Genomic DNA, 24,235 nt, shown 5'->3' on the forward strand with positions numbered 1-24,235 from the left:
AATGAAGATTTGAATAAAGGAAGTCATGACTTTACGAGAATTTCATGAAGCAATTTAAATTAAGGATAATAACACATTCTGCAATGTAAATAACTAAACTTAGTAGCCCTAAGCAAGAGCTTTTTAGATAAAAAATCTTTAAACAAAGAATTTCAAAAGATATCACAACAATTATAGAAATGCTATACTTAAATTTGATGAAATTGAATTAACTATCTATTGTGTCTGAGAAAAAATTAAAGCATATCGAATTGTTCGCAGGATGTGGCGGGATGAGCCTTGGCTTAGAAGCAGCTGGTTATAAACTATACTTAGCAAATGAACTCTCGCCTATGGCAGGAGAAACGTTCGCTTATAACCTATTAAATGAAACTCTGGAAGGAAATAAAGCCCCACTAAAAACACTCTGGATTAAAAGTCAGTTCCCCAAAGATTCAATAGATAAAAGATTAAGAGAAAATCCTTTTGAAGCACCTGAAGGTAATTATTCAGATATTGATGACTGCACAATACTAAATGATAAATTGTTAATTGGGGACATCAATGAATTACTAAAAATCTTAGAAAAAAAACCTGTTTTAGTAAAATCTATCAAGAATAGTGAAATAGATTTAATCTCAGGGGGACCGCCTTGTCAAAGTTTTAGTTTAGCTGGCAAGAGAGAAAAAAATAATCATAAAAATATATTACCAGAATCTTTTGCTCGATTAGCAGGAATGATTCAACCTAAAACAGTTCTTTTGGAAAATGTAAAAGGCATAACTTCACCTTTTACTGAAAATAAAATAAAATACCATGCATGGCTTGAGGTTTCCAAGGCATTTGTATTAGAAGGTTTTGTACCTGTGTGCATGATGCTAAACTCAAAATATTTTGGTGTACCCCAAAATAGACCTAGATTCATACTATTGGCTTACAGAAAAGATATTTTTAAAAAATTATTAAAAAATAACTTTAACAATGATATTCTAAATTTATCTAATAATTTTTTTGAAAAAGTTTTAAAAAACAAAAATTCTCTCGAGACTATAACAGTTAAAGATTTTAAATATTATGATATTGAAAATAACGCCTCACTATTTGATGGTGTTATTCTACCTAAACTAACCCACACTGAGAGAACTTTTATAAGTTCTGGAGAAGCTATTGGAGATATAAGAACTACCCGATTTTCATATATTGTTAATAAGACCAAAGGAAAATATGCAAATTCACTTAACGATATTTTCAAAATAGATTTTCAGAAAGGCATAGAAGTTAAGAATCATGACCCTAGAAATCATAGTTTTTTAATTAGATCAAGATTTAGATTTTATCAAGTAGTTGAGCAATTTCGAAATGGATTAAAAAAAGGTGCAATAGATATGTTTACGGGTAAAAACATTTCCGACGACCTAAGAGTAGAATTGTTAGATGAATTTTCACATCATAAACTGTTATTTTTTGATGAAAATACAAATCGTGAAATTGATATTATTCCGCAAAGCATAAAAGAGGTTGAACAATTATTGAAATTGATTCCTACTAAAAAACATTCTCAAAGAGCACTAGCTGAATTTGAGCCCGCTCCTTCACAACTTACAATTCCAGATGATTTATGCCATTATCATTCTGATCATCCCAGAACACTTACCGTAAGAGAAATGGCTCGCTTCCAATCCTTTCCAGATTGGTTTGAATTTAAATCTAAGGTTACTACAGGAGGGCAAATGAGAAAATTTGAAGTACCGCAGTATACCCAAGTAGGAAATGCTGTTCCTCCATTATTGGCAAAGTCCTTAGGAGAATTGATAAAAACACAGTTGAATAGTATAAATTAATAAAAGTGTATACTAAATCGTAATATATTTAGTCAATTTACTCCACCTTTTAATATTAGAGTTATGGACTTGAAACAATTGCGTTATAAGAATCTCTTTTCCATTTTCGTTAAGCTTTTTAATTTCTGTAAAATCTTTTTCAGGAACCTTATGAATAGAAATACTTCTATCATTTATTACAACATTAATAACTTGTTCACTATTATCAAATTTCACATTAATGGTCTTTAAAAGAACAATTTTTTTCCATTTTCTAGGTTGAATTCTTATGTCATTTTGAAAAGAATTACAAGAAAATAAATGATTACAGAAGTTACAAGTCTTAGGAAAAGGATTAGCTAAAGTATCTAAATTTCCACTTTGTATGATTCTATTAGTAGACTCTATTAAATCATCAATCCTAAGACCTTGAGCAAGGTAATCTTCTCGTGTACATTTGAATGAATAGATTTGATTAATACCTAGGCCTTTTATAGTCAACTCTATGTTTTCCGCTTCAATTTTCTCCGTTTGAAATATAATGTAACCATATGCCTTTAACTGGCTAATATAAGCTTCTTTAACTTTTACATTTACACCGTTATCAATATCATATAACTCACCTGTTTTAAAATCAGTTATTCGTACTTTATTACCGTTCTTTTCGAATAAATCAATTATTCCATGCACATTTTTAAAACTAACTATTTTCTCAGAACTAACTACTGCATTGGGTAATAAAGCATAATCAGTCAAAATTTTAAAAGTATTTAATTTCTTAGGATAATATGCTGGCACCCAATATTTAATATATTCCAAAGCATTTATACCTTGTTCATCAAAACTAATTCTTCCACTTACCTCTTTAAAACATTGTTCCCATTTACTTTCAAACAAGTTTAAATCATATAATTCATTGTAATAACCTTCTAGAACTTTGTGGATTAAGGTACCCATAAATGAATTAGGATTAAAACCATTAGCACCACCTTTCGATTTAACAATATTTCTATCTAAGACAAATTTCAATTTGCACTTTTCAAATGCAACAAGCATACTTGGGCTAATCTTATCAATAGTATTTAATAATTTTCTCTTTTTCAATTGTTGTTTTTTAACCACCTAAAAAATTCTTCGTAGCACCATGCCATTCTTCTATTTAAATTAAATGTATCAGCAAAAAATATTCTTTGCGAATTTTCACATTCAGCAACAACGTGAGAAAGAGCTGTGGAATTTGGAAAGCTTCTAGTGTTCCAAAAGGGGTGAACAACTATAATATTAATATCTTTATAGCTAATTATCGGAATATTTTCAACAATGCGATAATAATTTGAATTTTCAATTATATCAATACTTAGGTTCATTGCAAAATCTCTAGCATATTCATTTGCTATTTCAGGCCAATCAGCAATTTCGATATAATCCCAATTGCCATCCAAACCAGATATATAATTTTCATCCGACAAAACCCTAATAAGACCAATAGCTAATCTCCAATCTAAAATTCCATGGTAATTTAAATTTCTATAATTTCTAAGATCTTTATAACAAGAGTCTTTGCAACTTTTAGCATGCTCTTTATTAATAAAACTATATGTATATCTATTCTTAGGTGTCGGGTTTAAGCACATTTCAAAAAAATCATCAATATGATTGTGCAGATATTCCACAAATCCGGAGCCATTAGGCAACTCATCAGATAATACAATTCTACCTGTGCTTCTTTCTGTTATGTCATTTAAAAACTGTTCTGTTATTGCTGCTAATTCAATTTCCTCAGGAGAGACATCCAAATAATCAGCTAAACATCTTTGCAATAAATAAGCTGCTGAATGAAAAGCACCCTTTGAACTAACTTTATTACCTTGATTAGTTGTATGAAAAGGATTAATATCTAATGAGACATCTAAATATGAGGGATGTAACCTAATTACATTAGTTATCTTTTGAGCTCCCAATGAGAATTTTTGACCTTCTTGAGCTTCGTCATTTAATTTATATTTAACTTGATTTCTTTTTATCGCCTCGTCAAAACCAAATCCTAGTTTCTTTTTTAAATCTAAATCAAAAAGCTGATTTGTACAAATAGCATGATGTATAGTATCAGAAGTCTGAAGAAACCTAAACCCATCAGTTCCATTTGTATTTAAACGCCAAGTATAATCACTTGGAGCCAATCCTACGACACAATTACCATGTAGACTTCCTTCATCATTAGGATTTATTGCCTCAGAAAATAGCAAAGGCTTTGAAGAACTAATTTCTTGATCCACCTCCCTATCCTGTGGCTCGTTACTCCAATCTGTTCTAAAGGCATTAGGAGAAACTACCAAATACGCTACTTCTGAATTTTCATCAATTTCATCGTGTTTCTCTCCTTCAACATAAGGTAAGGTTCGTAATATATTATTCTGAAGATTTACGACAACCCAAACAGGATTTTTATAAGCTTCGCTATCAAAATAACGAGCTTTCCATGTTCCATTATCACTAAAATCTCTATATATCTCACTTATTGCCGGACTTAATCCTACACTTGTATAAATCCTTTTATCTTTAGTTTTTTGAGCACCCGGAGCGAAATCAAAAATAGCTCGCTCTAGTGGTCGACTAATTGTTTTAGCTTCATAAACAAAATCAGATTTTTTCTCAAAACCTAAAATAAGATTTCTAAGACCAGTTGGCATTCCTGACATTGGCAAAATCCCAGAATCAGCTAAAGCTTCTGACAGGTCCCCAAATTGGTATAAACTTTGGATTTTAGAAAACTTTGGATAGAAAACCTCATGGATCCACTGTATAAAACCTTCAACACTGTATTCTAAAAATAACTCATTATTAACATACAAATTTAGTGTTAAGGCATCATAGATGTATTTCCAATTTTTCTCTTCATCAATCCATTTTTTAAGATTATTAAAATTATTAACTTCTTCATTGAAGAAAGCTTCTATTTTTCCAAACTCACCATGAACCGAGCCAGAAAATCTAAAATCTTCAAAATACTTTTGTAGAATACCTTTGATGACCATTCTATAAAGTATCTGCTCTTGTGATTGACTTAGGAAGGGAACCGGAGAAAGGTCTCCTGTCATCCTCTCTGGATTATTGAAAAAGTATTCATCATGACTTCTACCTCTGCAAAAGGTTAATGCAATATTAAATGCTTGCCCTGCACGTCCAGCTCGTCCAACCCTTTGTTGATAATTAAAACGCATAGGAGACATGTTTCCTTGGTAGACCGCTTGAAGCGAACCAATATCAACACCAACCTCCAAAGTTGTTGTTACACTTAACAAATCAATTTCCTCAACAATCTTGTTATCGCCTGTAATTATACCTTTAAAAAGTCTCTGCCGTTCTAATTGGTTATCTGTTTGACCCGTTAGCTCTTCACATCGCATCCTAATTACCTCTTGATTATTCAAAAGTTTTAAAGCATTAAAATTACCCTTTCTAACTTCCTTTGCTGTAATTTCAGAAGTTCTAGGTAAACGTTTAAAACAAGACTTACAAATTCCTGCTGATTGATGTAGGTGAACAGTTTTACAAAATGGACATTGATATACTACCTCGTTATCCTCGGCAAAATATATCCTTAAATTTTCGAGATTTAATACGCCATCAAAATGAGAGTAATCATTGGTTAAGGTATTCCATAAAGCATTGCCCAATTGTTCATCATCCAACCCTAAACGCAAAGCAACACTTTTAATATACTTTTTTTCTGGACGCCTGTTACTTAACTTTAGATAGTTAAGAACACTACTCTGAGTATAATCTGTGTATTTGTGTTTAAAATTATCTCCTAAAATTCTAGCTAAAGAATTTAGTGCTTGTTCATAATCTGTATCATTAATTAATACTGGAAAGGGGCTTTTGACATTAGTTGACACCTTTACCATTCCTAATCCAGAAGATTCAATACTATAAAATAAACGTCCAAATATAAAAGAACTTATTTCTCTATATACTGGAATTCTAATAACACTCATTAACTTTTCTTGAGAATGCTTCCCTACAATTTTACCAGTATTGATTTTATTTTCCTGCCAGTTAAAACAGTCTTTCCAATGCTCCGTACGTTCAGAATAGTTTTTACCCTCTCGTACCTCAAGACGTTCTTTAGAAGATGCAGGCCCTGCAGGGTTAACGCCTTTCCCAACTAAACCAAAAATAATTTTATCAACTAAGTCATCTAACTTGATAGTAGCCTGTTTAACATCAGAAATCAATCTTTCTTCCTCAATAGTTGGCTCAAAACCATCATCATCATTAATACTTTTATATGCTTTGTTAATTCGTGATGCATACTGCTTATCCATTTTTGACAAAAGGACCTTAGTATCTACTTTATTATTCTCTTCAATAGAAACAAGCAATTCTTTTGCTAAAATCGTTTCATCTCTCTGATTTAATAACAATTCTCTTATGATTTGATTGTAATTTTCCTTCTCAATATCATTAGCAAATCTGGCAGATTCCTCTCTACTATCAGAAAAAGCTACTAATTTTCTCTTTTGTTTATCAGTATTTGGGATAGCTGTAAATAACTCCTTGGCCAATATTTGATTTGTTTTACCAAACCCAGTCCTAAACCCCCTAATTGGCGATTTTCTTCGCAGTCGATATTGATAGTCTGCAGCACAACTCGGACAACTATAAGGAAGCGCAGTGCCAACCTCATTTGATGGCTCCACACCGCTATTTGGATTAAAATACAACCCTTCTACAGTATTCTCTTTCCTATTGAAATATAACTTCCCGTTATATATACCTAAATACCTTTTCTCCCATAATTCTTCCTCCAACAATTCGGAAATGATTTCGTCTCTTTCTAAATATTTAGGCCAAAATATGGCATAATCAAATTGAGTACGTCTTTCAACCATTGCTGATTGAGATTTTTCAGGAATACTTTCGATTTCTGGGGGAGTTGTAATGATCTCATCTCTAAAAGATTTTTTATCTGTGTATCTTATTTTCGTTCCTCCTATAAATGTTGATCCACAATTTTCACAATACAGAGATTCAAAAACTCTTTTTTCTCCAAACTTAATACTTGAGGCTTCCAATAAATCTTCAAAAGGATTTTCATTCCTACTTTTACTAAACTCACCATCATCATCATTTTTTAAAGTAGACCAAAGCCCTTCAATATTTCGTATAAAAAAGTGCATTCTAAATCGTGGCAGATTGCAAACTATAGGTTTTCCGTATTCTGTATCGAAAAGACCACGAATTAACAAAAGACCTTTAGTTGCTTTATAAATTAACTCATCGTTGCCTAAATCCCCGAATAACTGTCTTCCTAAAGAAATAAATTGTTCCGTTTTATCTTCATCTTCCTTCTTATTAAAGACAGGAAAGGGTCTAAATCTATACTCTTTAGCCCCCAAGTCCTTAGATTTAAAAGCATATATTAATCTTGATTTAAGGTTTTCATCATTATTAATATCAGTCAATAATCTAGGGATTGCATCACCAATATCTAAGTTTAACCACCTTGCAATTTTTATGGCCAATTGTTTAATAAAAACTCCTTCATCTAAACTAAAAATTTCAGAAGAAAATTCAGCTATTTTAATAAAAGTGGCTGGATCAATAGATTCATTTTGTTCTTTTGGTAATTTATAAGTACCATCTATAACTTCCATTTCTTTATCAATACCAAAAAATCCTTTAAGAAATGATTGACTATCCTTATATTCTTGACTACCTTCTTGTCCATCTAATGACGCTGAGGATGCTAAAAACCTAATTTTAGAAGAAGAAGGGTCTATATTTAATCTAGAATATAAAAGCCTTAATAAATAAGAAATTTCAGTTATGGAGTACCTCTATATAGGTGAAGTTCATCTATTACAATATGAAAAACTCTTTCTTCTTTTTCAACTTTTATTTGATCTGCGCTTAAATTTTGCAAATCCCAATCAGTACTACATTCTAACCATTTCTTAGTTTCGTCAAGCATACCACTCTCTATTGCTCTCATTAAAACAATACTAAGCATCGAAAAGTTAGTTATCAATATATCTGGAGGAGTCTGATGCATATCAAAACGTGACCGCATCTCCGCCCCATCCAATCTTTGAAAATTAGTCTTTAATTCTAATTTCTTATCCTCCGAAAGATTCTGACCTTCATCTGATAACAAATAAGATTCAATCTCATTATATGTGTTTTCTATATTACTAAGTTGAACTTTTAGCTGAGACCATTTGGATTTATTAACTATAATTTCACCGTCCTCATTCAATTTAGATAAGGCTCCTGAAACTGGTGTTGTACTATTATATCTACCAAAAAATATTCGATTCCCATTTAAATATTCATCACAAAAGTTACGGACATTATCATTATCCAATGTCATTCTTAATCTAGTAAGTTGATCTTCCACTAGGGCATTCATTGGGTAAACAATTAATGCTTTCATTACTTGTGGACGATTCTCATTGGGTCTTTGTAAGACCCGATTGCCTAAAATTGCATTATCCCCTTCAATTAAAATATTAGTCGCTCCTTGTCTATATGAATGAGGACCAATTTCATTCACAACAGCAGGAGATTGTATATATTTAGATAAATCTTTAATCAGATATGCAACTAACGGAAGTAAAAATGCTTCTGTTTTACCTGAACCTGTTCCGGACGTTATAACGCAATTATTTCCTTTCAATGCCGACTTTAGCATTTTGTACTGATGTGTATACAAAGGAAAATTTCCTGTAAACAATCCTTTAGAAACAAAACCCTTAAAAAGAGCAGCATCTTCTTTTGTAAATCCAAAAAGATCGTTCTCTGTTAAGTATTTAATTTCTTTTCCTTCCGCACTTTCATATTCAAGGAGTGGTTCAATCCAAGGTTGTCTATATAATACTTTATCAGAATTTAATAAATGTTCCCTATTACTTTCAAATTCGTCATAACGAGTTCCGAAAGCCGTTTTTATATAAGATATATAACCGTCTTTTACCTTTTCAAAAATGCCTAATGGATTTATCATTTCTATTTTATTGAAGTAGTTTTTTGATTTAGTTTAAATTCTATTATTTCGATGATATCATCATGAATATTTTGATACTTTCTATATGCTTTTTTATCTATCCATTCAATAACCGGAATTTGTGCATTAATTAAAACCAACCCTCTTTCTATCCAAAACGGCAAGCTCATATTTAAAGGCACATAAAAATCAGAAACAGACTTTACGTGATGATATTTTCTTAAAAAGACATTTTTCTCTATTAATTTAAAACTAGCTAAAGCATAGTTATCTAAGATTTTACTTCCGAATTCATCCTTGTATATATGGATAACTTGTCTATCCTTGAACCCATCATACCTTATTAAAGCCGGTGACTCCATACTGCTGACATTTTGATTAGTTTCTTTCCAGATATAACTATTAGGTTCAAATATTAGTTTCCTATGATGATCTGTGTGATATTCTAATTTAGAATTTAAATAAACATCTAATTCGTCCACGGATCTTTGCGTATAAAAACAAGCTAATTGATATATAGCGAAAGAACTATTAAAAGGGTTTTCAATGTTATTAATGAATTTAATACCCATTCTTTCAGCTAAGATTTTAAATTTATCTAAATCACCCAACTTATCATATATCTCAATTTTAATAGGAAGTATTTCTTTATATTTTTCACTGTGAGAAGTCAGTTTTATTATGAGGTTTAGCTCTGTACAAACAGTAACTAATTTGTTCATAAATACTTGATTTCTGAACCCAGTTAAGAATGCCCTTAAACCCTTTTCAGTCTCAATGAACAATAAATTTGATGGAGAAACTTTAATTCTTTCTCCATAAGATTCAAAATTAATATATCCCAAATCTCTCCAATAATGCATTATTCGCTTACCAAATTTCGCATCTATTTTAGGATTCAATTCCCGAATTAACGAAGGAAACTTATAAGTGTCAATGGTATTTACTACGGATAAAAATTTCAATAAATTTTCTCCTTTATGATTTTCTGAATTGACTAAAATATGATTGTTTTTAGTAATATAATCAACTTTAGTAGGCTTAAATATGTACCATAATTTTTTGTGCCAAGTATTAAAGTTAGTTACATTGAAATCTATTTTATTAAAGTCATTTGGAATATCAAATATATCATTAGATTGAATCTCTCTCTCGATTATATTTACACCATCTTCGTTCTTTGAGTATGGTCTAACAATATTATTAATGTCTCTAGATTTTAGACTACCAATCGTAAAAGAAAAATGACTAGTTATTTTTGAAATTTTCTCATAAATAAAAAATTCAGTATTCTCCCGCAAAACACATGAAAATTCGAACAACCCCTCTGATTGGCCTAAGGCCTGAATTAACTCAAATTCTTCATTACTATTTTTACACTTTGCAACTAATTCCGGGGTTGATACAGGTCCATAATATTTAAATTGACAATCAAATTCCTTTAAAATTAACCTTCTACGATTTAGTAAAAAATTACCGATAATTTCAATTTTACCTTCAATTTTCTGCCTATAACCGAGAAGATTAGTTAATTTTTTAAAATGAATTTCAGATAAATTTTCAAATTCGATAAAATAATAATCTTGCCAAGGAGCTTTATAAACTTCATTAGGAACATCAATTTCCCTAAGTATCAAATCAAGCTTTTCTTTATCAACAAGTAAAAGTATAATAAGGGCATTAGTTGGTGTTATTACCTCCACCCATTCCTCTAAATCTCTATTTAAAACAAGCCATTTAGGTCTACAATTGATAGAAAACCTTTGAATATTTCCTTTTATTAACAGCGTGCTCTTTTGATTGGGAACCCAATTAAATTTTATTTTTTTTGAATACTCCTTATACTCATGTTCGACATTGAAAATATTGTCTTTACAAGAAACAACATCTTCCTCCAATTCACTTGAAAAGGCCCTAAAATGAATTTCATCAGAACCTACTACGTCATCCCATTGAGGCAATTCTTTCAAACAAAAAAGTAATGGAATTGACGGTTTTCGAATTGTTCCGGAGTGAGATGAAATTATTGAATAATCAAAATGATTTAGATAATAATCATTTATAAATTTTAAAATTATTTCTTTTAATTCAGAATCTTCTCTTAGATAGTCTAAGATTTTATCAGAATTATTGATTTTATGTTTATTTTCTCTAAAAATTTCCAGCCATTTTTCTGGAGAAATCTCTTCTTTGGGCACTATTCCGATTTCGACAAGTACATCAAATAATTGCTGAAAATGATGTGAGTTAAACAAGCCATGGCGTTCTATCCGTGACACATATTTTCTCTGTGGGCTCTTTGGGTCTTTCATACTAAAATAACCCAGCTTCTTCGCCTTATAGTTTTTGGACCAATCCTCCAAATCTATCCACGCCAACTCAAGAATATCTCTTGCAAAAGATGTATTTATATCACCCCATTTATTATTGAACCGTTCTTTTCCCGCATCATTGATTCGGTCATATACATTGTTAATACTTAAGCTCTCGCTTTTTGATTCAGAAAGGCATAAAATTAAGTAAATCAATAATCCAAAATATTCTGGCAAAGGTTTTCTTAAATTTCTTCCATTTATAATCTTTGAGCTGCTTGAAAAATATAATTTATTAAAAACATCCTTAAAAGACTTTACTCTTAAAAGTCTTTCTATAGACAATTCAAAATCAGAAAAATTGAATCGAGAATCTGATATTTCTTCGAATAATTCTCTGTAAACAAAAAAACACTCAATTTCTTCTCCTTCATTATTAGAATTAAAAAAATAATCTACAAGTAATTTATTCCACTTAATATAATTGTAAATATATGTTTCACAATCATTAATTTCGTCGTCAATCAATATATAGTCCGAGGTTTTACTTGAACTATTGATAGTATCTACCAATGTTTCTTGACCTGAATCAGTTTTAATTGAATTTAAATTTTTAACATCTTCAAAAGATATTGATATCTGTGAGTTTCTTTGCAATTCATATTCATTCCATACCTCCTGACTCAATTTATTCATGTTACCATGACTATAATTCCCAAGCCTTTCCAAACTTCTAAACATTAAAGTCTGAGCCTCTGTAGAACGAACTGTCCTTTCTAGTTTTTGTGCTAAAAACTGAATCTCAGGATTATTCTCGTGTAGTCCGACTCCATTCAGTTTTTTGTAAAGATGATAAACCTGAATTATTTCATCTTTAGTCCATCTTTGACCAGATTTGAGGTTTTTTTCTCCTCCTGCAATTCTTTTATAGGACATATAGTAATTTCACAATTTATTTTAAAATAAGACATAATCTAAAGTTATAAAAAACGTCTAACTGTGCAGCTTTTAAGCATTTTGTTTTTTTGCGTGTGAATCATAATATATTATCACATCACCGTTAGTTATTATCAATAGTTCTGATTTACTGAAACATGTTAATTACTGTAAAGATTTTTTCATTTTCCAATGAAACCTTTCAGTAATTAGTAGTACTCAATCTTGACTTTGAGTCATTTCATAATTCCCATTACTTTATCCCAACTAAGTTATTCACTTAGGCTAAGAAAATCTAACTCTCAAATTAAATAACAAACCTTCCCATAACATGGGGATCTTAAAAATAAAATTAACTAGTATAAAGCAATTAATGTTACGGTATCCCGTAAATACAAAAATTTAATACGTATTAAAATTCGAGTTTCCTCCTCTTATTTTTTATTCAAATCCATTTCACTCAAAGGAAGAGGCATGATTTTAATAAAAAAACAGGCTTACTTATATCAAGATAGAAAAACATCTCAAACAATCTATTTGATATAAGTGTTAAAATCATAAAATTAAACCCTAATCCGTATGGCTATAATATTGTTTGTTGAACATGATAATTAAAAGACCAAGAACCTTAACATCTAATAGCTTTCCTGCTTTAATAATCTTTTCAGTCAATCTTTTATCTGCTTCACTAGGTCGTAATGTACCGCTCGGATGATTATGTGTTAGAATTATTGCGGTTCATAGTGTCTTTAAAGTCGTGGCGAAAATTATACGTAAATCAATTATAGTACCTGTGATTACTCCTGTAGATATTGTACTTATTCCCTTTACCACATTACTGTTATTAAGATAAACTACTTTAAATAATATAAATAGCTCAATGGTTTCTTTATCCCAAGATTTTTTAGAATTTAATTTCTATCTTTTTAAATTTTTGATGATGAGTATTACTCATATTTTTATGTAATTTAACTTAGAAGCTAAAAGCTTCACTGTTTTGAAAATTTACTATAGAATATAGATTTATAACATAATCTTATTTATTAATATTTAGAATGAATTATTAGTGCCTCGGAGCAACAGTTAAAATTTATCAAGGCTTAAAATTCAAACCTTATACTATGAAAATTAATCTTACCAAAGAAGAGAAGAAATATATTGCACATGAGTTTAGTTCAGGAAGATATACAAACAGTGATAAATTACTAAAAGATGCTCTACTGACTCAAAAGATGCTTAAAGACAAACAGAAAGAGGACTTAAGGTCTAAAATAAAAGATGGTTGAAAAGGCCCCGAAAGCAAGACTAATATCGCAGATATTATAAAATCTAAATTAAAAAAATAGTGTCTTAGTCTTTATCAAGTATGGGTCATAAAGAAAAATTTAATAAACCATTTTTCTAATAGTAATTCATCTATAAATATAGACCTCTCATTAATAAGCCTTTTTAAACTGTCCATTTAATGATAGGAAACCACACCAATAACAGTATTTGTTGAATTCACAAATGACTATTCCCCATAGGACAATCGAACAATTAATTTTATAGAAAAAGTAAAATAGACCATAAGGCAATTACCAGAACTATTAACAAAGTCATCTTACCTAAAAGTATATTAAATTTACCATTCAGTGATTTCTCAAAGTGGTCCAACTTGTCAAGTACCTTTTTCATTATATTTTAGGTTGTTTAGATTTATACAATGTAAGTTAGTATGATTATTCCTTGATTCAAAAAGAGTTTTGCCAAGCATTAATTCGAACAACAAAAGGCCACCTCTTAACGGCAAAAGGTCAACCAGATTCTCATATCGAAATAGATACGGCTAATTATTACATAAAATTTATGGCATCAGCCCCTCATCCTTAAAACTATAATATTTCTTCAACGGAGTAACAATTAGATGATCAAGAACTTTAATATCCAACAGGTCTCCAGCTTTAATTATCTTTTCAGTCAATCTTCTATCTGCTTCACTAGGTCTTAATGTTCCGCTAGGGTGATTATGTGTTAGAATTATCGCGGTTGATAGTGTCTTTAAGGCCGTGGCGAATATTATACGTAAATCGATTACTGTTCCCGTTATACCTTCAGTTGAAATTATACTTATACCCTTTACTACATTGCTATTATTGAGATAAATCACTTTAAAAGTTTCAAAAAATTCAATTGTATCTTTATCCCATGAGTTTTGAATTATCTGGTTAGCATCTCTTGATGATTGTATTTTAAAAGGTTTTTTAGAATTAGCCCTTTGACTGTAACTGATTTTAATTTCGTTTGCTTTTTCCATCTTTTTAATTTTTTGATGGTGAGCGTTACCCGGGTTTTCTATGAATTAGACAAATACTTTCATTTGGCGTTTCATAGAAAATCTGGAGCTTGCAAAGCAAAAAACTAAAAAGTGGTTGAAGTTGCTAAATTCAGCTAGAGTCCAAATTGAATATTACTCTAAATGTTGTTAGAAGTGCCATTGTAAATCTAACTAACCTCGGTCCACCTCGTAAACCCTATTTGTACGTCTCCCCTCTTTCTACCTTGGTTCCTTAGATTTTCAACCAATCTTGAATTCGGGATTCCAGTCATGGTCAATGATTTACTGAATCTCTGAGAAGAAATTAGGGTAACCTCCATTACACCAATGATTCGAGCAAAAAAGGAGCGGTAAACTCTATAATCTTTGATTCTATAAAAATTAATGTAATTCGTTGTTCTAGTAAACACCCCACGCTTTAGAATTATACTATCTTGAGTAATAGTATAGGTTATCATCCTCAAATACAAAAACTGATAAATATAAATCACCAAAACCAACCATGAAATGTACTCTCCTAAAAGAAATTCATATTGCAACAGCTCATTAGCAGGAAATATTAACGACCCCTTTAGATAGTATACCACAACAAATAAAATCAGGTATGGTAGTCTTTTAAAAAAGATATATAAATTAGTAGCGCGAAGTGTCATGTTCTATGGGTTAGATTGTTTAAATTAAGTATCCTTTACGGTAGTATTATAAATCCAAGTTCAAATATTTATTCCGTTTTTTCTTTACTGAAGTAGTCTCAGTTGCTTGGTCCTTGAATAGTGCTTTTGTCTTGTATAATCCGTTCATAGTTTCTTTCTATGTCATTTTTACTCACCTCCTTTATTTTAATAGGTGCAGGATTACTTTCTGAAACGAAAGGCTTAAACTGAACACCTAATAGCTCTCTATCATTACCTTCAGCCAAAACTCCATAAAACTGACCAACATTCAGTTTAGTTATATCTTCGGCACGGACTTTATTCATCTCTTGAACTCGCTCACTTTCTCCATTAGAGGTACTATAAGAACCTCCGAATATTATCCATCCAGAACTACTGGAACCTTTATTTTTAGTCCACATTCTTGTTTCATGTGTTCCGAAAATTTCTTTTATCATCCTGGCCGAATTAGAATTTGTTGTTCGCCCATAGAACTGATTTCCTAAATTTGAAATGATACCTGGGCTTTTTCCGGGCCATATTTATCATTTATTTGACTGATATCTTGAGCGCCAAAAATTGTGGCAATTTTATTACTTCTACCGGTTGCTGGAATCTGTTCAAAATTTGGTATATAAATGGTTGGAGCTTCATCTAACATAATTACACTTTGATGCCTGTTTGGTACATTCATCATTTTACTGGAAACCGAAATAATTAATGAAATTACCGGCGCATAAGTTTCTGCCAAACTACTTTCGTTACCAATAGATAAAAACTTTGGCGAATCGGGGTCATTCAAGTTTAAGTCCAAATCATTTCCTGAAAGAATCCAAAACACATCAGATGTATTTAAGGTAGAGAGCGCATTTTGTAAAGTTGACAAAACGCCTGCGACTTGCTTTTCCGCACCCCTCTCTATAGCCTGCAACAAGCTTACAATCATTCCTCCTGCCACTGGGTCTTTATTAACTTCCGATAGCAACATTTCAATATTACTATGCAGTAAAAGGCTTATAATATGTGGTAGCGTACAATATTTGGGGTGTTGGTTGCGCATATACCAAATTAAACCAGCTAGTATGTTCTGCGCATTTCTGCCCCAAAAATCTTGTTTAGCAACTGTTTCTGGCAGAAGGTTATTAATTAAGGCTTTACTAAATTCAATTGCATAGGCTGTTTTTATTAAATACTTAGGGTCCAATGGATTGATGCGATGGCTTTTTGTAGCTTCTGAAAAATTCACAAAGTAGTAATCAACTTTACTATTGTATTTACTGGCCGCTTTATACACATGCCTAGTGAGTTCAGGGCTTTTAAAATCATACAAAATACCAGCATAAGACTTTTTTACCATTTGATCAATAATAGGCTCAAAGAGGCTCTTGCTCTTTCCGCTACCTGCTCCTCCCTGAATATAAACACCCCTAAAAGGGTTATCCAAGTTAACCTTACCAGTTGTTGTTTTAAAGCTAAAACCTAAGGGTGATGTTTTAATTGATTCAATTGGAGCTTCCTGTTTAAAAAATAATACCATATGATGAACTATAGGATATATGGCAAAAATGAATGTGGTAATACCAAGACAATTAGAAAGTATTAACCATAACATAGGCACTTTAAAAGTCTTTGAAATAAGATACATTCCATAGATAGTTACTCCTATTAAAATCAATCCTTGGGTAATTTCCATTGATTCTGAATTCATCATTAATGGTTTGAATAGCAAAATGGGCATTAAATTTTTCATGTGAGTTTCTTTTTTGGTTTACAATTCAATGTCTCGTGATTTTTGATGTTGCTGATTTAGTTCTAACGCAGCTTCTTTTTCTTGACTAATTTTTAATTGAGCTTCTATTTTTTCTTCTCTACTACCATTTTTTAAAGAATTTTGAATCGCAAATTTTTCAACCTCTTTACGTTGATATTTAAACATCTTATCAAAGCTGTTTTCATTTTGGGCTATCCATTGTTTTCGGTCAAAACCAACATGATATTTATTATTTCCTATAGTTCGTGTAGTCGATTTTTCATTTGCAACAGGGCTTAGTTTCAATCGCTGCGTTTGGTCTTTTCTACTTACTATGACATGAACATGTGATTGTAAGCCCGGTTTCTTGTCACCTGACTTTAGCATTTCCAAAACGAACTTCCTTATCATTCCCTTTAAAAGCTCTATCATGCTCAATTTTGGCATAGTAGACTAAGTCCTTACCTGATTTTAAGCCCTTCTCTTCTCGATTAAAGTTTTTTGCATAATTATCCATGACCACTCTGGAATAACCCCTTAGTAAATCATTATATCGGCCAAATTCCGAGTTGTTCATTTGAGTAGTGTTTTTCACGGATCTTCCTCCTGTGGCAATCGTCGAAATATGTTTTAATTCATCTTTACTAAAACTGATGGTTGGGGCAAAATACTTAGCATCTTTTTTTCCAAGCTTAGCGATATTTTTATCAATATCTTCCTTCACTTTCATCTGGCTAACAGCATCTGACTCATGCCCAAAAAAATATTGTTGACGGCTCCGAATTTCAATTTCCTTATTTCGACTGGGCGCTCGGTTTGCATTTTTCTCTAACTCTTTATTTTCCTTATCCAGATAATTTACCAACTGAGCGGAACTACCTTTATTTCCACTTCCCATGCTACTATGTGGTTTGCTAATTGGCATGATCAAATACTCTTTTTAGTTTTTGATTGATTCCCGATTTATCTTTTGCGTCTAAAAATTCTGCCATGACAGTAAAAGCCATTTGCATTTTAACTAGTTCGGATTTGACATAATCCGTTCGTTTTTGATCTGCAGAATTCATCTGACCTAAAAGATTTTGCAGATTTTCGGTAAGGCCATCAAGCACTTCCTTCTGAAGATTGTCACTAGTATAAATTTCATCACGCATTGGTTTGAGAATATCTCTCTCTTGCACTCTCAAAAAGGATACGATTCGCTTATCTAAAGCTTTAATCATAACTGAAGGATTTTCATTAATTGCATCCCTTGGATTAATTCCTGTTTTCTTGAAATATATAATCATCGCCTCTACCAATGCTCCAATTGGACTACCAAAAGTCTTCGCCAGAGCTTTAATCTCTTTATGACTTCTTTCATTAATTATGATACTTTTTTTAATCATTTTATATAATATATAGCTGTTATCCAATGACTTAAAACCATAACTATAAGTAGATTATAATTTGTTATAGTGACTGTTTTCCTTCAAATGGCCTATTCCTGTTAGGATGGCAGGCCCCGCAGGGCGAGTTGGAAAGGGGTGCAGCCCCTGTCCGACTCGCTCTTTAAAAAAAGACAACTCAAAACCTCCTACTCTTACCGCCTAATTCAATGAAATTGAACATTTCAAAAATCCGGTCATACACCTGAATCCCATAAATCTTTTTAAAATCTTGAATGGAATGATTCGTAGTTACGAAGGTTTTAGTACCTCTTTCTTTGAAATTATTATATCGTATTTGTAGTATTCTCCTAAATAAATTTTCCTTTACTCCCCATAGTTGAACCATCTTCTCAGTACCTAAATCATCAAAATGAACAGGACCTCTACTATACTTATCAACTACTTGCTCACCATGTTTGTTAAACTCTGTAACCACGTCATGAACAGATACATTTGAAAACCAAAATTGCATCAAATTATACTCAAGACATATCTTTCTAATGATATCAAAGACAGAACTTTTACCGGTCCCGCACGGGCCATATATCATCAAACCTTTTCGTAATTCACCTTTCGTTTCAGTTTCAAAGGCTGGGTCATTTGTGAAATATTTGGCGATTAAATCTAAAAAGTCTTTGTTTTCGTCATCTACGACGAAGGAGCGATTTAGAGTTTTGAAGTAGTCTTTACCAACTTTCCAGAGCAGGGTTTTAAACTGATTTGTTGAAATAGCATGCACCTTTTTGATTTCAGGTTTTGACCAAATGGTTTCAAAATAATCGATGGTTTTTTGATTGGCTTTTTTGTTTTCTTCTACTCGGATTTTTCTTTCCGAATCGATTTCTAAATCAAGGTTTTTTTTTGTTTTTTGTCCTAATGAATTTTTCATTTTTTTCTCGGATTAACGTTCTTATTTTTTTTACTTGCTCTATTAATAGATGTATTACTATTATCTATTAATCTGTTGTCATCATTCGCATTCTGCGAATTGTGATTATGCGAAGTGCTGCTCGTCGAATTCTGACAGTGCGCAATAGCAGTTTTTAGGTACTGCGAAACTTTTATATATCTGATTGATCCTGTTTGTGTTTTAATAACCTTTCGGGTTATCATTCCTTTGTCAACTAAACATTTTATAACATTAGAAACACGACTTTCTGAAATCCCAAAAAATTCTGCGAAATATTTATTTCCGGCATAACACCCCCTTTTCCATTATTCTCAAGACTATCTATTTCTACTATGAACACCTTTTCCTGAATAGTTAATTCTCTGCTCAACCATATTGACTTCGGAATCCAAATACCTTTGAATGCACGATTCATATCAGTTACAGCTTTCTACTTTGAAACATATAGTTAGAAGCATCCTCTTCGATTTGCATTATGGTTTTTTGCTTATTGAGCAGAAGCCATTTATCCAATTCTTCCTTATCGAAAAAAATTATTTTGCCATTAGGCTTGCTAAATGGTATTCTGTTTTGGGAGGTTAATTTGTAGAGGTAACTTTTTGATATACCTGTATAGTCACAGACTTCATCAAAATTCAACACTTTTTTTTGTGTTGCTAATAGACGTTCAATTCTATCTAACCGTTGAGCTAATTCTAATTCCATTATTCAAAAATTTAAAATGAGTAAATGGAAAGTGCACTTTCCTTTGTTTTCGAATTCTTGAAACAAAAGAACTATAGAAAAATCAAGGAAGGGTTAACAAGGTTAAGATGTTAACTTTAATTAAGCATTGAAAATAAATTATATGATTAAATTTTACTGAAATGGAACAAGAAAAGATTTAAGATTAGTGCCTTTTTTCAAGGTGCTAAACGTAATTTTCCGCAATTGAATGATATAAAGTTTAAGCGTTTCTGAACTGATTTATTATAATTTTACAAAGAGCGTTACCAATTCTGCCTCCTTTTTCGGACCTATTTTTTTATTTCGGCTTGAAGATGCACTGAGCGAAGCGCTCCGGATATAACCATTTTTATTACGAATATTTTTTACTTTTTCAATATCAGAAACTTTTATTGAAGCATCAATATTAATTTTGAATTGGTTTAAGAAATAATTGGTTTGCGGATTATCCATTTTTAAAACGCAAATGGAGTCATGAGTATACCAATCCTCAATAAAGACTTCAATAAAATTCGTTTCAGTAGTATGGTCAATATCTATAAAATCCTCGCTTTTTAATTTTCGATATAAATTTCTTAGTAGTTTTTCTGAGCATTTTAACCCATAATTTAACCGGGTATCATGAACAAATTTTAAATCGTTCATAGCACTTTTAAGTTCATTCAAGTACCAATGTAGAAAATTGAAATTGGCATTTTTTAGAATCATAGTTTGAACTCTGTTAATCTCTAATATAAGTAATCGTGAAGATATTGCTTTGGGGTTTTCTCGGGTTTCAATGAGAATAGAAGTAAGGTACTCTTTTATAAATTGATTTGAATCACTACTTGACTCATAGTACTCATCGTTTCCAGTGAACTGTGAATTATTAAAAATGAAATGAATGAGATTTCTTGACATTCCTTTTTCGAAATTAGAAAATGACGCATAAAACTCATGATTACCTTTCTTAAAGTCATTCAAGTCTTTAGCTATGGTATTGGTCATTTCATAAATGAAATAGACATACTCCTTACGAAGTGCATTGCAAATACTGGGCTCATGAATATTATTTGAATTCACATAATCACTGAATTTATTAATATTAAAAATCGATTTAAAAAATGGCTCCAAATCATTCTTTACAGACTTTAATACATCATCAAATGGAATACGTTCTTGACTATTTCCATACTTAAAGAGCGGCTGCTCTTCCATAATTGTATCACGAAATCGGTCGACATTTACAAACGCTTCTTTTAATTGGTGATATAGATAAGTGTGTGAGTTTTTAGCCAATTTTGAATGAGAACCTTCCATTTTTAGTTAATTTTAGATTAAAACCGATAGTAGACTTTCCCTTATTAGGACACCTCTAAATATGATAAATAACTAATATTGATCTCCTCTTAAATTTCATCTAAAGTTTATTTAGTTGAACTTACCCTCAAAACGTCTTACTTTAATTATTGGCTCCTACTTAATTGTTGAACTTGTTTCTATTTTATCATCCATCTTTTTGCTATCAATATTGGTGTTACAGGAGAATAAAACTAAGAAAATAAAATAAAGTAGCAGTTTATTCATGGCTAAGCTTTAATAATTAAAAATATAAAATAATTCCTTAAATTATTTTATGTACAATCAGCGGTTACTATCTATTATCATTTTGTCTAAAAATTAAAAACTCAATAGCTCACTTTAAAGTATATAGATAATATTCATAAATCTGAGATGCTTGAAAGCAGGTTGACACAATTTAATTTACAATAGAATTCCCTAAATTTGATTTCAATCAAATTATTAATTTATATAGGAACATAATAGAACAATAAATATAAAAGCGTTTCGCTTTTGATTTGGTCAGGGAAAATCGCCAGTTTAATCCATACCACCAAAATCAAAGTAGGACGCCCACGGTTTGCGTGGGCTGTTCTTGTTTGGTGGTTGGGTGTCTGGCGATACCTCCCTTTCCGATAAGTTCAGTTCCACGTTTTTTTATGGAAAAAAAGTCTAAAATAGAATTAGTGCTTAATGATAATTTAAGCCCATTAGAACTTGAAATAACAAATCGATATTGGTTTATAGAAGATGGAGTGTTTAAAGAAACACCTTCTAATATAGGGAGGGAATTCGGTTTGAGGTCTTTTGAAATTTCAACTATAGCAAGAGACGGTTCCTATTTAATTATTACTCAATATTGTTCTGGTTGCAAATTAAAACAGGAATTAAAAGCTAATTCCATAACCCTTGCAAAGACTTATTTAAAACCTTCATGGACATGTACTACGTGTTTAAAACAAATTGAACAAGCTGAATTCGACAGACTAAAAGAAGAAAAAATACTTACACAAAAAAGAAGGTCTAATAAGTTCGTTCAAGCGACAGAAGAGAAAGCTTGGTATAAATTCACAAGAACCGAATTAAAGTTGCTAATTCAAATGCTACAAGCCCCATCTACCAAACATTTAATTGAAAAATTAATAGAATTAAAGGAAAAAAATATTGGAGTATTTTGCATAGAGCTAATGAATATGGCCTTGTTGACCTAGTAAAAAATAGTAAAGATTACATAATTCAACATTACCCATTATATAACCTTGAAGAACATGTAAAACCCTATTTGGAAGTATCAAAAAAACGTCCGAGTTCAACTAAAGAGGAACATTCAAGGATAAGTTTTAGAATGCGCAAAAACAAGAATCGTAACTCAGCAGATGACCCTTTAAATAATGGAGTTATTGTATTAGAAAATGATGTAGTATTGAAAGCGGGAGAACCTCTTTCATACGCTCTTTATGCTAGAGAAAATGGAGATGTTCACCTGTCAATTACTCCTTCAGACAAGATTGTGAAATATAAGAATTTGCCACGCACAGGAGGCCCAAAACATAATGGAGATATCAATAATAAATAAAAGTCTTAATTCCTGTAGATATCGAGCTAAGTCAATTGATCAAATCACTTAGAATTTTTTTTTAAAAGCCAAGAAGTATTGCAAGCCAGCGGGTTCAATTAAGGCTTCTTCCTTCCTTGATTATTTCTATCAGTTTGAAACATTATAATTTCCATAACTCGGCTCGGTTCTATTATATAATCAAAATTCATGGCAATTTTCTGATGCAATTCAGTATAGCCATCCATTGCAGAAATGTCTCTTACCTTATTTAAATATGCAATATATGTTTTGATATTACCTATACCATAGCTAGTTTGCTTTCCGGTAATATATCGGTGAATTCTGCTGTCCCAAATAGCATAGGTCTTTGGGTTTAGAAAATGTAACAATTTTGAAGTCCCAACCAGCGAATTATTAATGTATTCTTTTATAATTTCAATTTCGTCAAAAGTTATAGTTATACCGTTTCTTGCTTTAGAAAGAATTATCAGTACCTTTTCCTTATTCTCGAGGTTGATGTTGACCATAGTGGGCATGGAACCATATATTATTTGGGCGAATAAGATAAGGTGACTTTCTTTAAGAGTATTAACCTCTTGAAAAAAAGTGATTATTTCCAGGTAAGTTCTTTTATATGTGTACGAACTCAGTACTTCATAATCTCCCACATCTTTTTTCAATCTTTCCAATGTTAATCCTTCCATAGGATTAAACTTAATAATAAACGCATTAAGTAATGAAATAATTATTTAATAAATTAGCTACATGTGTTATTCGACAAGCCTTGCAAAATCCGAAAAAGTCATTGAAGAGCATTTCAATAAAGAATTTGAAGTACCCCTTTTATATGAGCCGTATTATTATATTTCCGGTTTTCAGCATCCCAATGTTTTTATTATTCCACAAGACGATTCTAAGGTTATTTGGCCTTCAATTTGGGGACTGATTCCCGAATTCGCAATGAACGACCTGGACGGATTTAGAGCGAAAGCAAATACATTGAATGCCAAAGGAGAGACAGTATACAACACTCGTTCCTTTAAAAAGTCTATTGAAAATCAGCGATGTCTTATCATAGCCGATGGGTTTTATGAACCCCACCATTACAACGGTATTTCCTATCCGCACTACTGCAGGTTAAAAGATTATTCACTATTTACCTTTGCAGGTATATATACCAAACTGGATGAAGAATTGTACACTTGTTCTATCTTAACTATTGAAGCGAACGATTTCTTTTCTAAAATTCACAACAAAAAGAAACGGATGCCTTTGGTACTCGATACCGAATTCGAGGAAGAGTGGTTACGCAACGATTTAAATGAAAATCACGTCAAAGAACTGATTAAATCAGGTTTCACAAATGATGATTTTGATGCATATCCGGTTACACGAAATTTATATTCCAAAAACTTTGAAAAGAATACGGCGCAATCAATACAAAAGGTAGATTACCCTGAACTGGGCCAGCAACAAACCTTATTTTAGCTTTGCCAAATTATAAAACAGATGAAA

At 31.4% G+C, this 24,235-nt stretch carries 21 protein-coding genes and 1 pseudogene; 5 read left to right on the plus strand and 17 right to left on the minus strand.

Translation table 11 applies throughout. The features are described from left to right. Positions 1 to 221 precede the first annotated feature (221 nt). Complete coding sequence (locus Q5W13_RS22735; protein ID WP_304444636.1) at positions 222 to 1,820, plus strand: DNA cytosine methyltransferase; 1,599 nt, start codon at positions 222 to 224, stop codon at positions 1,818 to 1,820. A 12-nt stretch (positions 1,821 to 1,832) separates the two neighbouring features. On the opposite strand, the gene Q5W13_RS22740 is transcribed toward Q5W13_RS22735, so the two are convergent. The 5 genes and pseudogenes from Q5W13_RS22740 to Q5W13_RS25525 form a co-directional block, all read right to left on the minus strand. Continuing rightward, on the minus strand, positions 1,833 to 2,903 hold the full coding sequence (locus tag Q5W13_RS22740) for a PD-(D/E)XK nuclease family protein (protein WP_304444637.1): 1,071 nt from the start codon (positions 2,901 to 2,903) through the stop codon (positions 1,833 to 1,835). Continuing rightward, positions 2,900 to 7,459, minus strand: coding sequence for a helicase-related protein (locus tag Q5W13_RS22745; protein ID WP_304444638.1), 4,560 nt, complete (start codon positions 7,457 to 7,459; stop codon positions 2,900 to 2,902). Before Q5W13_RS22745 ends, Q5W13_RS22740 begins: the two co-directional genes overlap by 4 nt. A 170-nt stretch (positions 7,460 to 7,629) precedes the next feature. Next, positions 7,630 to 8,808: a DEAD/DEAH box helicase gene (locus Q5W13_RS22750; protein ID WP_304444639.1), complete on the minus strand. Its 1,179-nt coding sequence runs from the start codon at positions 8,806 to 8,808 to the stop codon at positions 7,630 to 7,632. Positions 8,809 to 8,810: 2 nt separating this feature from the next. Continuing rightward, positions 8,811 to 12,056 (minus strand): hypothetical protein, encoded by a 3,246-nt coding sequence (locus Q5W13_RS22755; protein WP_304444640.1) that lies wholly within the window; start codon positions 12,054 to 12,056, stop codon positions 8,811 to 8,813. Between the two features lie 570 nt (positions 12,057 to 12,626). After that, positions 12,627 to 12,890: pseudogene (locus Q5W13_RS25525) on the minus strand (JAB domain-containing protein). A 287-nt stretch (positions 12,891 to 13,177) separates the two neighbouring features. Here Q5W13_RS25525 and Q5W13_RS22765 point away from each other — a divergent pair. Beyond that, a complete protein-coding gene (locus Q5W13_RS22765) occupies positions 13,178 to 13,342 on the plus strand; it encodes a hypothetical protein (protein ID WP_304444641.1) in 165 nt (54 codons plus the stop codon). A 560-nt stretch (positions 13,343 to 13,902) separates the two neighbouring features. Here the strand turns inward: Q5W13_RS22765 and Q5W13_RS22770 are convergent. The 11 genes from Q5W13_RS22770 to Q5W13_RS22820 all read right to left on the minus strand — a co-directional run bounded on the left by Q5W13_RS22770 (position 13,903) and on the right by Q5W13_RS22820 (position 21,141). After that, the gene (locus tag Q5W13_RS22770) at positions 13,903 to 14,352 is read right to left on the minus strand and encodes a JAB domain-containing protein (protein ID WP_304444642.1); all 450 of its coding nucleotides are present in this window, start codon (positions 14,350 to 14,352) and stop codon (positions 13,903 to 13,905) included. A gap of 188 nt (positions 14,353 to 14,540) precedes the next feature. Next, positions 14,541 to 15,026, minus strand: coding sequence for a PH domain-containing protein (locus Q5W13_RS22775; protein ID WP_304444643.1), 486 nt, complete (start codon positions 15,024 to 15,026; stop codon positions 14,541 to 14,543). Positions 15,027 to 15,124: 98 nt separating this feature from the next. Then, complete coding sequence (locus tag Q5W13_RS22780) at positions 15,125 to 15,484, minus strand: hypothetical protein (protein WP_304444644.1); 360 nt, start codon at positions 15,482 to 15,484, stop codon at positions 15,125 to 15,127. A gap of 44 nt (positions 15,485 to 15,528) precedes the next feature. Continuing rightward, positions 15,529 to 16,776 (minus strand): type IV secretory system conjugative DNA transfer family protein, encoded by a 1,248-nt coding sequence (locus Q5W13_RS22785; RefSeq protein WP_304444645.1) that lies wholly within the window; start codon positions 16,774 to 16,776, stop codon positions 15,529 to 15,531. 18 nt (positions 16,777 to 16,794) lie between these two features. Beyond that, a complete protein-coding gene (locus Q5W13_RS22790) occupies positions 16,795 to 17,208 on the minus strand; it encodes a DUF5712 family protein (RefSeq protein WP_304444646.1) in 414 nt (137 codons plus the stop codon). Then, on the minus strand, positions 17,147 to 17,674 hold the full coding sequence (locus tag Q5W13_RS22795) for a DUF5712 family protein (protein ID WP_304444647.1): 528 nt from the start codon (positions 17,672 to 17,674) through the stop codon (positions 17,147 to 17,149). The genes Q5W13_RS22790 and Q5W13_RS22795 overlap by 62 nt, the downstream gene beginning before the upstream one ends. Before the next feature lie 16 nt (positions 17,675 to 17,690). Next, the gene (locus Q5W13_RS22800) at positions 17,691 to 18,164 is read right to left on the minus strand and encodes a BfmA/BtgA family mobilization protein (RefSeq protein WP_304444648.1); all 474 of its coding nucleotides are present in this window, start codon (positions 18,162 to 18,164) and stop codon (positions 17,691 to 17,693) included. Between the two features lie 178 nt (positions 18,165 to 18,342). Next, positions 18,343 to 19,095 (minus strand): P-loop NTPase family protein, encoded by a 753-nt coding sequence (locus Q5W13_RS22805; protein WP_304444649.1) that lies wholly within the window; start codon positions 19,093 to 19,095, stop codon positions 18,343 to 18,345. A 244-nt stretch (positions 19,096 to 19,339) separates the two neighbouring features. Further along, positions 19,340 to 19,531, minus strand: a complete 192-nt coding sequence (locus tag Q5W13_RS22810) for a hypothetical protein (protein ID WP_304444650.1) — start codon at positions 19,529 to 19,531, stop codon at positions 19,340 to 19,342. A 5-nt stretch (positions 19,532 to 19,536) separates the two neighbouring features. Further along, entirely contained in the window at positions 19,537 to 19,821 is a 285-nt protein-coding gene (locus tag Q5W13_RS22815) for a helix-turn-helix transcriptional regulator (protein WP_304444651.1), read from the minus strand. A 264-nt stretch (positions 19,822 to 20,085) separates the two neighbouring features. Next, a complete protein-coding gene (locus Q5W13_RS22820) occupies positions 20,086 to 21,141 on the minus strand; it encodes a hypothetical protein (RefSeq protein ID WP_304444652.1) in 1,056 nt (351 codons plus the stop codon). A gap of 680 nt (positions 21,142 to 21,821) precedes the next feature. Between Q5W13_RS22820 and Q5W13_RS22825 the strand changes: the two genes are divergently transcribed. Further along, positions 21,822 to 22,373, plus strand: coding sequence for a hypothetical protein (locus Q5W13_RS22825; RefSeq protein WP_304444653.1), 552 nt, complete (start codon positions 21,822 to 21,824; stop codon positions 22,371 to 22,373). A gap of 134 nt (positions 22,374 to 22,507) precedes the next feature. Next, a complete protein-coding gene (locus Q5W13_RS22830) occupies positions 22,508 to 22,738 on the plus strand; it encodes a hypothetical protein (protein WP_304444654.1) in 231 nt (76 codons plus the stop codon). A gap of 98 nt (positions 22,739 to 22,836) precedes the next feature. On the opposite strand, the gene Q5W13_RS22835 is transcribed toward Q5W13_RS22830, so the two are convergent. Then, the gene (locus tag Q5W13_RS22835) at positions 22,837 to 23,424 is read right to left on the minus strand and encodes a hypothetical protein (RefSeq protein WP_304444655.1); all 588 of its coding nucleotides are present in this window, start codon (positions 23,422 to 23,424) and stop codon (positions 22,837 to 22,839) included. Between the two features lie 61 nt (positions 23,425 to 23,485). On the opposite strand from Q5W13_RS22835, the gene Q5W13_RS22840 reads away from it, so the two are divergent. Beyond that, positions 23,486 to 24,208, plus strand: a complete 723-nt coding sequence (locus tag Q5W13_RS22840) for an SOS response-associated peptidase (protein ID WP_304444656.1) — start codon at positions 23,486 to 23,488, stop codon at positions 24,206 to 24,208. The last annotated feature ends 27 nt before the right edge of the window (positions 24,209 to 24,235 follow it).

It is taken from the genome of Zobellia laminariae (assembly GCF_030553095.1).
Lineage (GTDB): Bacteria > Bacteroidota > Bacteroidia > Flavobacteriales > Flavobacteriaceae > Zobellia > Zobellia laminariae.

Coding starts and splice junctions, on each gene's coding strand:
- Q5W13_RS22840 (WP_304444656.1), top strand. CDS start 23,486: ATGTGTTATTCGACAAGCCTTGCAAAATCCGAAAAAGTCATTGAAGAG.
- Q5W13_RS22815 (WP_304444651.1), bottom strand. CDS start 19,821: ATGGAATTAGAATTAGCTCAACGGTTAGATAGAATTGAACGTCTATTA.
- Q5W13_RS22755 (WP_304444640.1), bottom strand. CDS start 12,056: ATGTCCTATAAAAGAATTGCAGGAGGAGAAAAAAACCTCAAATCTGGT.
- Q5W13_RS22800 (WP_304444648.1), bottom strand. CDS start 18,164: ATGATTAAAAAAAGTATCATAATTAATGAAAGAAGTCATAAAGAGATT.
- Q5W13_RS22810 (WP_304444650.1), bottom strand. CDS start 19,531: ATGAATCGTGCATTCAAAGGTATTTGGATTCCGAAGTCAATATGGTTG.
- Q5W13_RS22820 (WP_304444652.1), bottom strand. CDS start 21,141: ATGGAAGGTTCTCATTCAAAATTGGCTAAAAACTCACACACTTATCTA.
- Q5W13_RS22795 (WP_304444647.1), bottom strand. CDS start 17,674: ATGGGAAGTGGAAATAAAGGTAGTTCCGCTCAGTTGGTAAATTATCTG.
- Q5W13_RS22805 (WP_304444649.1), bottom strand. CDS start 19,095: ATGAAAAATTCATTAGGACAAAAAACAAAAAAAAACCTTGATTTAGAA.
- Q5W13_RS22785 (WP_304444645.1), bottom strand. CDS start 16,776: ATGAAAAATTTAATGCCCATTTTGCTATTCAAACCATTAATGATGAAT.
- Q5W13_RS22835 (WP_304444655.1), bottom strand. CDS start 23,424: ATGGAAGGATTAACATTGGAAAGATTGAAAAAAGATGTGGGAGATTAT.
- Q5W13_RS22745 (WP_304444638.1), bottom strand. CDS start 7,459: ATGGAAGTTATAGATGGTACTTATAAATTACCAAAAGAACAAAATGAA.
- Q5W13_RS22775 (WP_304444643.1), bottom strand. CDS start 15,026: ATGACACTTCGCGCTACTAATTTATATATCTTTTTTAAAAGACTACCA.
- Q5W13_RS22790 (WP_304444646.1), bottom strand. CDS start 17,208: ATGATAGAGCTTTTAAAGGGAATGATAAGGAAGTTCGTTTTGGAAATG.
- Q5W13_RS22830 (WP_304444654.1), top strand. CDS start 22,508: ATGCGCAAAAACAAGAATCGTAACTCAGCAGATGACCCTTTAAATAAT.
- Q5W13_RS22770 (WP_304444642.1), bottom strand. CDS start 14,352: ATGGAAAAAGCAAACGAAATTAAAATCAGTTACAGTCAAAGGGCTAAT.
- Q5W13_RS22765 (WP_304444641.1), top strand. CDS start 13,178: ATGAAAATTAATCTTACCAAAGAAGAGAAGAAATATATTGCACATGAG.
- Q5W13_RS22780 (WP_304444644.1), bottom strand. CDS start 15,484: ATGATAAAAGAAATTTTCGGAACACATGAAACAAGAATGTGGACTAAA.
- Q5W13_RS22825 (WP_304444653.1), top strand. CDS start 21,822: ATGGAAAAAAAGTCTAAAATAGAATTAGTGCTTAATGATAATTTAAGC.
- Q5W13_RS22750 (WP_304444639.1), bottom strand. CDS start 8,808: ATGATAAATCCATTAGGCATTTTTGAAAAGGTAAAAGACGGTTATATA.